At 66.4% G+C, this 11,770-nt stretch carries 10 protein-coding genes; 6 read left to right on the top strand and 4 right to left on the bottom strand.

Features of this window, described 5'->3' with window-relative positions; all coding sequences use genetic code 11:
• The first annotated feature begins 14 nt into the window (after nt 1–14).
• From N5D91_RS03275 to der, 4 genes are all read left to right on the top strand, one after another.
• A complete protein-coding gene (locus N5D91_RS03275; RefSeq protein ID WP_164161818.1) occupies nt 15–887 on the top strand; it encodes a RodZ domain-containing protein in 873 nt (290 codons plus the stop codon).
• A gap of 65 nt (nt 888–952) precedes the next feature.
• On the top strand, nt 953–1,591 hold the full coding sequence (locus tag N5D91_RS03270) for a tetratricopeptide repeat protein (RefSeq protein WP_094001816.1): 639 nt from the start codon (nt 953–955) through the stop codon (nt 1,589–1,591).
• Nucleotides 1,591–2,799 carry an outer membrane protein assembly factor BamB gene (gene bamB, locus N5D91_RS03265; protein ID WP_110712031.1) on the top strand — a complete coding sequence of 403 codons (1,209 nt, stop codon included), beginning with the start codon at nt 1,591–1,593 and terminating at the stop codon, nt 2,797–2,799. Before N5D91_RS03270 ends, bamB begins: the two co-directional genes overlap by 1 nt.
• A gap of 17 nt (nt 2,800–2,816) precedes the next feature.
• Nucleotides 2,817–4,214, top strand: a complete 1,398-nt coding sequence (gene der / locus N5D91_RS03260) for a ribosome biogenesis GTPase Der (protein ID WP_014036905.1) — start codon at nt 2,817–2,819, stop codon at nt 4,212–4,214.
• Between the two features lie 263 nt (nt 4,215–4,477).
• Here der and N5D91_RS03255 read toward each other — a convergent pair whose 3' ends face one another.
• The 4 genes from N5D91_RS03255 to N5D91_RS03240 form a co-directional block, all read right to left on the bottom strand.
• Nucleotides 4,478–5,695 (bottom strand): amidase family protein, encoded by a 1,218-nt coding sequence (locus N5D91_RS03255; protein ID WP_180855395.1) that lies wholly within the window; start codon nt 5,693–5,695, stop codon nt 4,478–4,480.
• A gap of 139 nt (nt 5,696–5,834) precedes the next feature.
• On the bottom strand, nt 5,835–6,617 hold the full coding sequence (locus tag N5D91_RS03250; RefSeq protein ID WP_180855396.1) for a lysine transporter LysE: 783 nt from the start codon (nt 6,615–6,617) through the stop codon (nt 5,835–5,837).
• Between the two features lie 94 nt (nt 6,618–6,711).
• Nucleotides 6,712–7,347 carry a LysE family translocator gene (locus N5D91_RS03245; RefSeq protein ID WP_180855397.1) on the bottom strand — a complete coding sequence of 212 codons (636 nt, stop codon included), beginning with the start codon at nt 7,345–7,347 and terminating at the stop codon, nt 6,712–6,714.
• 74 nt (nt 7,348–7,421) lie between these two features.
• On the bottom strand, nt 7,422–8,237 hold the full coding sequence (locus N5D91_RS03240) for an AraC family transcriptional regulator (protein WP_180855398.1): 816 nt from the start codon (nt 8,235–8,237) through the stop codon (nt 7,422–7,424).
• 89 nt (nt 8,238–8,326) lie between these two features.
• On the opposite strand from N5D91_RS03240, the gene moeB reads away from it, so the two are divergent.
• Nucleotides 8,327–9,463 (top strand): molybdopterin-synthase adenylyltransferase MoeB, encoded by a 1,137-nt coding sequence (gene moeB / locus N5D91_RS03235; protein WP_258011634.1) that lies wholly within the window; start codon nt 8,327–8,329, stop codon nt 9,461–9,463.
• Between the two features lie 249 nt (nt 9,464–9,712).
• A complete protein-coding gene (locus N5D91_RS03230) occupies nt 9,713–11,545 on the top strand; it encodes a monovalent cation:proton antiporter-2 (CPA2) family protein (protein ID WP_101765321.1) in 1,833 nt (610 codons plus the stop codon).
• The last annotated feature ends 225 nt before the right edge of the window (nt 11,546–11,770 follow it).

Below are 11,770 nucleotides of genomic sequence, written 5' to 3'. Positions count from 1 at the left end.
AGGGTTGATGCATTGTGATTGATGACCAGACTGTGAGCGCTCTCGAGACTGCGGCCGGCTGCGGCACCCGCCTGCGCCAGGCCCGCGAGGCGGCCGGACTGACCCTCGAAGATGTCGGCTCGCGCCTGCGCATGCCGGTCCAGGTGGTCAGGTCGCTGGAAGAAGAACAATGGCAGAAGCTCGGCGCGCCGGTGTTCGTGCGCGGCCAGCTGCGCAGCTATGCGCGCCTGCTCAACGTGGACGTGGGGCAGCTGCTGGAGCAGGCCCAGGTCGGGCCGGTGGTTCCGCCCACCCTGGTCAGCCATACCCATACCCCGCGCGCGCGCCGTATTGCCGAGAACCTCGGTCGGCGCATGCTCTATGTCGGCATCACCGCGGTGCTGGCCGTGCCGGTGTGGTTCGCCACCCGTGGTCACTTCGATGGCAGCGCCACCCCGTCGCCAAGCACCGCCTCGCTGGACGCGATCCCGGCTGCGGTGCCGGTGACCCCGTCCGCCGCAGGGGTGGAGCCGGCAGCGCCGGCTGACGTGGCCAGCGCTCCGGCCAGCAAGCCGGCCGCGACCCCGTACGTTGCCTCGCTGGCCCCGGTGCCGCGTTCGGCGCCCGCGCCGGCCGCGGTCGGCAACACGCTGGAGATGCAGTTCAGCGGCGACAGCTGGGTCGACATCGGCGGCCCGGATGGTGCCACCGTCGAGAAGGCACTGATCAAGTCCGGCGAAAGCCGCAGCTTCACCCCGGGCCAGGTAACCCGGGTGACCCTGGGCAACGCCTCGGCGGTCCAGGTTCAGCAGAACGGCGCTATCGTCGATCTGACCCCCTACCAGCGAGCCAACGTGGCACGCTTTCAGGTATCCTCTGAAGGCTCCGTAGTCCCGGTTTCGCACTGAGGCGCGGTTTCACCACCTTCGATTAAACCCAATGGTCCCTCCCGACGGGCGGGGCGAGAGTACGCATGGCGATCGACGATCTGCTCGACGAGCACGAACAAAGTGAACGCGTCCGCAGCTGGCTGCGGAAGAATGGCGCCAGCATCCTCGGTGGCGTAGCCATCGCGATCGGTGCCATTGCCGGCTGGCAGTGGTACCAGAAGGATCAGGGCGGCAAGCTGGCCTCGGCCAATGTCGAGTACCAGAAGGCGCTGGTCGGCCTGCAGCAGAACAAGCTCGACGATGCCGCCAAGGCAGTGAAGGCGCTCGAAGCCGGCCCGTCCAGCATCTATGGCGACCTCGCGGCGCTGCAGCTGGCCAAGGCCCAGGTCGACGCCGGCAAGAATGAAGAAGCGCTGGCCACCCTGCGCGGCGTGAAGGTCGAAGGTGACCTGCAGCGCGTGGTCGACCAGCGTGTGGCCCGCCTGCTGGTGGCCACCGGCAAGAGCGACGAAGCCATCAAGCTGCTGGGCAGCGCCACCGACAGCAGCAGCCTGGAAATCCATGGCGATGCGCTGCTGGCGCAGGGCAAGCGTGATGACGCCCGTGCACAGTACGAGAAGGCGCTGAAGTCGCTGGACGTGGCAGCGCCGCAGCGGCGCCTGCTGGAAACCAAGGTTATGGATGCCGGCGGCACGGTCGCCGCCCCTGCGGAGTCGGTTTGATGAGTCAGAAGGTCATGATCACCCGCGTCGCCACCGTGCTCCTGATGGGCATGGCCCTGACCGGCTGCAGCACCATGAAGGGCTGGTTCGCCGGCAAGGACGCGGCGGCGAAGAAGGCCCAGGAGCCGGCTGAGCTGGTCAAGTTCGAGCCGAGCGTGAAGGTCAACAAGATCTGGTCGGTCAACCTCGGCAAGGGTGAGCGCCGCATCGGCGTGCGCCAGGGCCCGGCCGTGGCCAACGGCCATGTGTTCGCTGCGGCGATCACCGGTGGCGTGCACGCCATCGACCTGCAGACCGGCAAGAAGGTCTGGACCTGGGAGCCGCAGAAGGAAAAGAAGAAGCCGAAGCTGCGCCTGTCCGGCGGCCCGGGTGTCGGTGAGAACCTGGTCGTGATCGGCACGCTGGATGGCCAGGTCATTGCCCTGGACATCAACGATGGCAGCGAGAAGTGGCGCGCCCGTGTCCCGGGTGAAGTGATTGCCGCACCGGCCGTGGCCCAGGGCCTGGTCTTCGTGCGCAGCAACGATGGCCGCGTCACCGGTTTCGATGCCGGCAACGGCACCCAGAAGTGGTTCAACCCGAGCGAACTGCCGGCGCTGACCGTGCGCGGCAACGCCCCGGTGGTCACCGGCCCGGGCGTGCTGTTCATCGGCAAGGACGAAGGCGCGGTTGCCGCGCTCGCCATGCAGGATGGGCGTACCCTGTGGGAGCAGAACCTCGGCAACGGCGAAGGCCGTACCGAGCTGGAGCGCATGGCCGACGTCGATGGCGCCCCGGTGCTGGAGGGCAACACCCTCTTCGTGAGCAGCTTCAAGAACCAGACCATGGCCATCGAAGGCCCGACCGGTCGCCCGCTGTGGGCGCGTGACCATGGCGGTGCAGGTGGTGTGGCGGTGTCGTCGGGCAATGTGTTCGTTACCGACAACAAGGGTGGCGTGTTCGGCCTGGACAAGGCGACCGGCGCTGCCATGTGGTCGCAGACCGAGCTGGCGCGTCGTTCGCTGACCGGCCCGGCTCTGCAGGGTGATTACGTGGTCGTCGGCGACTACAAGGGATACGTGCACTGGCTGAAGACCTCCGATGGTGCGATGGCGGCACGGGCGAAGAGCGGCGGCGACGCCCTGTTGGCCCAGCCAGTCGTCGTAGACGGGGTGCTGCTGGTGCAGAACGTTGATGGCAAGCTGACCGCCTTCCGGTTGGCAAATTAAAAATTGGAGTAATCGCGATGCTGCCTTTGGTCGCCCTGGTTGGACGGCCGAATGTCGGCAAGTCGACTATTTTCAATGCGCTTACGCGCACCCGTGACGCGCTGGTCCATGACCAGCCCGGCGTCACCCGCGACCGCAACTACGGTGTCTGCCGTCTGGACGAGGACAATCATTTCCTCGTCGTCGACACCGGCGGTATCGCGGAAGAGGAAGAGGGACTGGCAGGGGCTACCACCCGCCAGGCCCGCGCCGCTGCGGCGGAAGCCGACCTGATCCTGTTCGTGGTCGACGCCCGTGAGGGAACGTCGGCGATGGACGACGAGATCCTGGCCTGGCTGCGCAAGCTGTCGCGCCCGACGCTGCTGCTGATCAACAAGATCGACGGCACCGACGAGGACACCGTGCGTTCGGAATTCGCCCGTTACGGCTTCGGCGAGATGCTGACCGTGTCGGCCGCGCATCGCCAGGGTCTGGACGACCTGCTGGACGAAGTGATCCAGCGCCTGCCGGAAGAAGGCAGCGGCGAAGAGCTGGACAACGATCCGAACCGCATCCGCATCGCCTTCGTCGGCCGCCCGAATGTGGGCAAGTCGACCCTGGTCAACCGCATCCTCGGCGAGGAGCGCATGATCGCCTCCGACGTGCCGGGCACCACCCGCGACTCGATCGCGGTGGACCTGGAGCGTGACGGCCGCGAATACCGCCTGATCGACACCGCCGGCCTGCGCCGTCGTTCGCGCGTGGACGAGGTCGTCGAGAAGTTCTCGGTGGTCAAGACCATGCAGTCGATCGAGCAGTGCCAGGTGGCCGTGCTGATGCTCGACGCCACCGAAGGCGTGACCGACCAGGACGCCACCGTGCTCGGTGCCGTGCTCGACGCCGGCCGCGCGCTGGTCATTGCCATCAACAAGTGGGATGGCCTGACCGAGTACCAGCGCGAGCAGGCTGAAACCATGCTGTCGCTGAAGCTGGGCTTCGTGCCGTGGGCCGAGTCGGTGCGCATCTCGGCCAAGCATGGCTCGGGCCTGCGCGAGCTGTTCCGTGCAGTGCATCGCGCGCACGAATCGGCGAACAAGACCTTCACCACCAGCGAAGTGAACAAGGCGCTGGAAGTGGCGTACGAGACCAACCCGCCGCCGACCATCCGCGGCCACGTCTCCAAGCTGCGTTACGTGCATCCGGCTGGGGCAAATCCGCCGACCTTCATCGTGCACGGCACGCGCCTGAAGGAACTGCAGGAATCGTACAAGCGCTACCTGGAGAACTTCTTCCGCAAGCGCTTCAAGCTGATCGGCACGCCGGTGAGCTTCATCTTCCGCGAGGGCACCAACCCGTACGAGGGCAAGAAGAATGTCCTCACCGAGCGGCAGGTCAAGGCCAAGCGGCGCTTGATGAAGCACGTCAAGGGCAAGTGATTCAGGAAAAGGCGGCCGCAGGGCCGCCTTTCTTGTTTGTGGTAGCGCCGGCCGCTGGCCGGCAATCCCCCGTGTTCGCAGATACCGGTCGAGGCGGTCCGGCGCCACGTGCCCGGCAATGCGGCCTCGAGCATCGAAGAGCTTTCCCCCACGTGAGCGCCTGGCCTACGGCGCCGTGCTGATTGATGTGCGCTAGGCGGTCGCTGGGGGACCTACCTCGATGTGGAACTCGACGAGGGGACCTTTCAGCGACGGGATTCGACTTATGCAATTCCTTCTATCATCTGCCTGGCTGAGGCCAGCAGGAATTCATCCTGATAGTGACCGGCGGCAACAGAGAGTCCAACCGGGCAATTGTCGATAGTCAGCAACGGCATGGAAATCTCTGGCAGCCGCGCGACACCGGAAAAGGCGGTGATCGCCATTGTCCTATCGTAGAAGTCCAGCACGGCCTCCAGCGTCGTCAGCGATCCCTTGAGGGGGGCAATGACCGGCGTCGTGGGGAAGCAGATGACGGTTCCGGGCATGAGGCAAGCATTGATCCTCTCGAAGAACCATTCGCAGCGGGTGATGCTGTCGAGTGCGGTAAGCCGGTCGAACGATTGCACATTTCCATACGCCATGGAGAAGGCAAAGCCAAGCTCGGGCTTGTGTGTTTCGATCCAGTTGCCGACCGTGCTCTGGAATTCGGCCGTCTGCAGATTCCGCAGCGCCTTCACATTGCAATCGACTAGCGGAACGTCCGCGCCGACGATCTGCGAGAAGCGGACTGTCTCCGGCACGATGCCGGTGCGGGTGGCGATCGCCTGCAAGGCGGCATCCGCCTGGTTTCTCACTGCTTCGTCAGCAATGTCCAGCGCATCGGCGAGGACCAGGATACGTTGCAGCGGCGCCGGCTGGCTTGAGCTGCTGCGCAGCAAAACCCGTGTCGCTGCATCGAGCAGGTTCAATGATGCAGCAACGACGCCCACCGTGCTGACGCTCGGCATGAAGGGCAGCACGCCGGCTTCGGAAATCCGGTGCAGGGATGGGCGCATGCCCCAGATGCCGCACAGGCTCGCAGGAACACGGATCGAGCCGCCCGAATCGGTGCCGATGGAGAAATCGGCCACGCCATTGGCGACCGACGCTGCAGATCCACTTGAAGAGCCGCCGGGAATGCGATCTGGAGCCTTGGCATTCACCGGCGTGCCGAAGAATTGGCTTTCGCCGTCGAGGCTATACGTGAATTCGTCCGCGACGACCTTGCCTACGCAGCGCGCGCCCGCAGCCAATACCTGATCGACGCAAAGCGCATTGAGCTTCGGCGCAGGATGCCTGGCCCGCCAGGCCGGGCTGCCATAGGAGGTCTTATGACCCGCCAGATCGATATTGTCCTTCACCGTGAAGGTTGTTCCCTCCAAAGACCCTGCTCCAAGCGGTGCTATGTCGATCCTTTCGACGATCGAGCCGGACGGATCATCAGGGTAACTACTGTGCATGCTCATCTCGTGGTGGGTTCCGAAGCGTTGTGACGATTGTCCGTGCGAACATCGGCCTAAGAGTATGAAACCCGAGGACTGCTGTTGCGGGCGCGCTGGGGGCGCCAGCCAGGTATGGGTTTGGTTCTCGATGTCTCGATCAGGGCGGACTGCTGCGACGAGCGCGGCAATGCGGCAACGCGCATGGCATGCCCCGGCCGCGCCGCGATGTTGAAGCCGGTTGCACCTGGCTTGTGGCGGGGATCGATTCCGGCAGCTGCACCTGCCCCGTAATGCTTGCCCAGACCAGGGTCGTACCCAGTGCACCTGCCAGGTACGCCACCGACACTGCCCCGATCAGCAGGCCCGCGGCATGCTCCAGCCATGGAAGCAATCGGCAACACCCCTGCGCCCAGCGCGGATGGCTGCCGAGCCACGCCATCAGCAGGCCGAGCGACAGTGCGACGCCACTCAGGCAGGCCACGTAAGCGGCCTGGGTGCCCGTGTCGGCGACGAGGCCGGTAACCAGGGCTGCAATCGCGAACTGCAGCATCCAGTCGCTGCTGCTGGCGAGCGCCAGCAGGCATCCTGCTTCGGCGTGCGGCCAACGGGAGCGGGCGCGCAGGCCCCAGGGCATCTGCAGGGAAAGCGGAGAGAACGGGGTCAAGCCGGCGTCGCGCAGGCACATGCCCGCCAGGCGCAGCAGCAGGAGGCAGCCCGCGCACTGCATCGCCAGCGTCCACAGGCCGCGGTTTCCCAGCATGCCCGCTGCAAGGAAAGCCGTGGCACAGATGACGCCCGTACCGATGGCGATACCGAACGACGCGGCCATGGCAACGTGCCCGCCTGCGCCCATCGCGGTGCGCAGGATCTTCGCGTGATGCGAAGCAGGCAGGAGCATGGCGAAGCCGTACAGCACCGCGACGATGAAGAACTGCTGCACGTAAACCTGCCACTGACCTACAGAAAGTGCAGAGTGTGGGCGGGTGTGAACGCACGGTATTGAACGCCATTGCGACAGGCGCGAATCGCTGGCGTCAGCCGGCCCACAGCGACACGACGATCCATAGCGCCAGCGCGATCATCAGAAACCCTGCGGCCCGCTCCAGCCAGGGAAGGGCGCGTGCGAACCGACGCAGCACCCACGGGTGGCCGACCAGCGCGGCGACCAGCAGATCCCAAAGCAGGACGATGCCGAACATCCACGCGCCATACAAGAATTTCGTTGCGGCGTTGGCCTGCGGGCCGTTGAGCATTGCCGCCAACGTTGCGTAGAACAGCGCATTCTTCGGGTTCAGCAGCGCAGACAGGGCGCCCAGCCCTGCCGCCTTCCACCATCCGTGTGCACCGCCCGCTGGCGATCCGGCGGCAGCTTCAGGTGCCTGCAGCGTCGTCGAACCCGCATGGCGCAGGAACAGCGTGCCGAGGTACAGCAGGAACCCGCAGCCCGCCAACTGCACCGCAATGAACCCTGCGCTGCCCGCGCGCAGCATGGCCATTCCAGTGAAAGCCGCCACGATGAAGACGCCGTTGCCAACGGCGATGCCTGCGCAGGCGCCGCTGGCGGTGCGCCAGCCAGAGGTGATCGCGGTGCGTGCAACGAGGAAGAAATCGGGACCGGGTGAGAGCAGGGCGAGAAAATGTACGGTGGCGATGATCAGGAACTGTTCCATCGGGTCCGGCGGCGGCTGGCTGGGGCGCCAGTCTGGGGATGTGCCGCGCGGTGGTATTGAACGTTATTGCAGGCTCAGCGCCGGTACTGGCCTGGGGTCGCACCGGCGTGGGCCTTGAAGACCCGCTGGAAATGACTCTGGTCGGCAAAGCCCAGTGCATGCGCGACCACGGCCAGTGACTGGCCTTCGCACAACCGTCGGCGGGCCTCCTGGATGCGCTGGTCGATCTGCCAGGCGTGTGGGGTCAGGCCCGTGGCACGTCGGAAGGCGCGGATCAGCTGGTAGCGGCTCATGCCTGCCAGCGATGCGAGCTCCTGCAGGGCCGGGGTGTGTTCGAGCCGCTGGCGCAGAACGTCCATCACCGGCTGCAGCCGCTGCTGTAATGCGGCATCTTCAGGTGGGCCGGCCACGGCTACACCATCGTGTTCATCCAGATCGCCGACGAACGCGATCAGGGCAGCTTCCTTGACGCTGACCGGATCGTCGGAGAACAGCGTCTGGTTGAGCTGGCAGTACTGCTGGTAGCGCGGGCGATGGTTGGAAATCCGGATCGGTTCCTGCTGCCAGTCGGGTTCGGGCAGGTCGTCATACTCGGCGCGGACCTCGGCCATCCAGCGCGCGTCCAGATGCAGCATCTGGTAGCTCCAGACCTGGCCGGGCAGGGGGTTGCAGGCGTGCACGCGGCCTGCAGGTACGCCGACCAGGCTGCCAGGCTGCAGCAGGCGCGGTCCTTCCGCCGCGCCGGTGAACACGCTGCTGCCGGCGTCCACGGCGCCGATCGAGAAGGTGTCATGGCTGTGCGGGCGATGGCAGGCGCGGCTGTCGCACGCCCGTCGGCTTTCGACGAAGGGCATGCGCGGGTCACGCCAGAATTCGGTGGCAGAGCGCATGCAGCGGTTCCGGGATGCAGGGGGCAACGCCCGCATGGTGCCATGTTCGGGGCAAGGCGCGGCGAAGGTGTCTGCGCGATAATGCGGCCATGAGCATCCAAGAGCTTTCCCCCGCGCAGGCGCGCGAGCGCCTGGCCCATGGCGCCGTGCTGATCGATGTGCGCGAGGCGCATGAACGGGCCGGGGGCATGGCCGAGGGCGCGCGCGGCGTGGCCAAGGGCGAGCTGCAGGCCGACCCGGCCGCGCATCTGCCGCGGCACGACCAGGAGATCCTGCTGATCTGCCAGAGCGGCAAGCGCTCGGCCGATGCCGCGCAGTTCCTGCTGGAGGCCGGCTACACAAACGTCGCTTCCGTGACGGGCGGTACCGTGGCCTGGCGCGAGCAGTCGCTGCCCTTGGTGCAGCCGCTGGCCAGCGCCGCCGACCGCGATTTCTTTGATCGCTATTCGCGGCATCTGCTGCTGCCACAGGTGGGCGAGGCCGGCCAGCGCCGGCTGCAGCAGTCGCGGGTGCTGGTGCTGGGTGCCGGCGGCCTGGGCGCGCCGGCCGGCTTCTATCTGGCCGCGGCCGGGGTAGGGCACCTGCGCTTCGCCGACCACGACCGGGTGGAGCGCAGCAACCTGCACCGGCAGATCGTGCATACCGAAGCCAGCGTCGGCCAGCTCAAGGTCGATTCCGCGCGTGAGCGGCTGCTGGCGCTGAACCCGTCGATCGAGGTGGAGGCGGTGCCGGAGCGGGTCACCTCCGAAAACGTGGATGCGCTGCTGGAGGGCGTGGACGTGGTGCTGGATGGGTCGGACAACTTCCCGCTGCGCTACCTGCTCAACGACGCCTGCATCAAGCACGCCAAGCCGCTGGTGTATGCCGCCATCGAGCGCTTCGACGGTCAGGTAAGCGTGTTTGACGCCGGCCGCCAGCGTGGCGTGGCGCCGTGCTACCGCTGCCTGTTCCCCGAGCCACCGCCGCCGGAGTTCGCGCCGAACTGTTCCGAGGCCGGTGTGCTGGGTGTGCTGCCGGGATTGGCCGGTGTGCTGCAGGCCACCGAGGTGTTGAAACTGCTGCTCGGCATCGGCGAGCCGCTGGTGGGCCGCCTGCTGCGCTTTGATGCGCTGGGCATGCGCTTCCGCGAGACCGGCATCCGGCCCGACCCGCAGTGCCCGGTGTGCGCGCCGGGCGTGCCGTTCCCGGGGTATATCGATTACGCCGCGTTCTGCCGGGGTGGGTGAACCCGATCGGGGTGTGCATTGGTAGATGCCGACCTTGGTCGGCGCTTTCGTGCCAACCAAGGTTGGCACCCACCGAAGCGGGTGTACGGTTGCTCCCACTTGGGCGGGCGCATGGTTTCGGGATGATGCTGGGGGTCGCTCCCTGCATCGTTCCACCTCCAAGACAATCCGGCGCAACATGCGTGCTATTGCCGTCATCGGCATTGCTCTATTGTTGAAGCCGATTCTGGATCTTGGGGAAAACACCGCATGGCGGTAGAAGCAGCGACCAGCGAGCTGGTCAAGGTCGTGGCCCTGTTGGGCGCGGCGGTGGTGATGGTGCCTTTGTTCCGCCGGGCCGGCCTGGGCTCGGTGCTGGGCTACTTCGCTGCCGGCCTGGCGATCGGACCGTTCGGGCTGGGCTGGTTCTCCGACCCGCAGGCCATCCTGCATACCGCCGAGCTCGGCGTGGTGATGTTCCTGTTCGTGATCGGCCTGGAGATGCGGCCCTCGCACCTGTGGAGCCTGCGCAAGGAAATCTTCGGGCTGGGTACGCTGCAGATCGTCACCTGCGCGGTGGTGCTGACCAGCATTGCCAAGCTGTTCGGCCTGCCATGGCAGGTGGCCTTCATCGGCGCTACCGGTTTCGTGCTCACCTCCACCGCGGTGGTGATGCAGCTGCTGGCCGAGCGCGGTGACATCGCGCTGCCGTCGGGGCAGAAGATCGTCTCCATCCTGCTGTTCGAAGACCTGCTGATCGTGCCGTTGCTGGCGCTGGTGGCCTGGATGGGCCCGAGCGCGGGCAGTGCCGACGGCGAGGGCTCGCGTTGGTTGTCGGTGGCGATCGGCGTCGGCGCCATCGTCGGCCTGGTGCTGGTCGGCCGCTTCCTGCTCAACCCGCTGTTCCGCGTGCTGGCCGAATCGAAGGCGCGCGAAGTGATGACCGCCGCTGCGCTGCTGGTGGTGCTGGGTGCGGCGCTGCTGATGCAGCTGTCCGGCCTGTCGATGGCGATGGGCGCGTTCCTGGCCGGTGTGCTGCTGAGCGAGTCGACCTTCCGCCACCAGATCGAGGCGGACATTGAACCGTTCCGCGGCATCCTGCTCGGCCTGTTCTTCCTCAGCGTCGGTATGGCGCTGGACCTGAGCGTGGTGGCCGCGCACTGGCAGCTGATCCTCGGCCTGGTGCTGGCGTTGATGGCGGCCAAGGCGCTGTGCATCTACGTGGTGGCGCGCGTGATGGGCAGCGACCACGCGCAGGCGCTGGATCGTGGCGTGCTGATGGCGCAGGGCGGTGAGTTCGCCTTCGTGCTGTTCTCCGCTGCCGCATCGGCCGGCGTGATCGACCTGGAGATCAATGCCAACTTCACCGCCGTGGTGGTGCTGTCGATGGCGCTGACCCCGCTGGTGGTACTGGTCTACAAGCGCATCGCACCGAAGCCGACGGTGAACATGGACGGCGTGGACGAGGCCGATGGCCTGTCCGGCAGCGTGCTGCTGATCGGCTTCGGTCGCTTCGGCCAGGTCGCCAGCCAGTCGCTGCTGGCGCGCGACGTGGACGTGACCATCATCGACAACGATGTGGAGATGATCCAAAGCGCGGCGCGCTTCGGTTTCAAGATCTATTACGGTGATGGCACGCGTCTGGACGTGCTGCATGCCTCGGGCGCAGCGACCGCGCGTGCGATTGCGGTGTGCGTGGACAAGGCCGAGGCGGCTGACCGCATCGTCGAACTGGTGGCGCATGAATTCCCGCAGGCCAAGCTGATGGTGCGCTCGTTCGACCGCGAGCATTCGCTGCGGCTGATCCATGCCGGTGTCGATTTCCAGATCCGCGAGACGTTTGAATCGGCAGTGCTGTTCGGCCAGGCCGCGCTGGTGGAGCTGGGGGCGGATGAGGACGACGCGGTGGAGATCGCCGAGCAGATCCGTCGCCGCGATGCCGAGCGTTTCGAGCTGGAGATTGCCGGTGGTGGTCTGAATGCCGGCGCGCGGATGATCTACGGCAACAGCCCGCAGGGCGTACCGACGCCGACGCCGTTCACTGCGCCGAAGCGGGAGAGCAAGACGCTGAACCCGCAGGACGTGCCGGAAGAGGAAGAATAAAGCCCGGTAGTGCCGGCCGCTGGCCGGCAACCTCAGCGCACCATCCGTCGGTAGTGCCGGCCGCTGGCCGGCAGATGCGGAAACCTTCCGACATCGTGAGGTTGCCGGCCAGCGGCCGGCACTACCGGAGGTTGGCAATCTGAGTCACCCCGGGTCAGAGCCCTTTGCCTGTGGCAAAGGGGTCCGACCCCATCAGGACCCCATTCCGCGGTGGGCGAGGGGGCC

Origin of the sequence: Stenotrophomonas sp. GD03794, assembly GCF_029842145.1 — a bacterium.
Taxonomy (GTDB): Bacteria; Pseudomonadota; Gammaproteobacteria; order Xanthomonadales; family Xanthomonadaceae; genus Stenotrophomonas; species Stenotrophomonas riyadhensis.
This window is presented reverse-complemented; position numbering and strand designations above follow the sequence as displayed.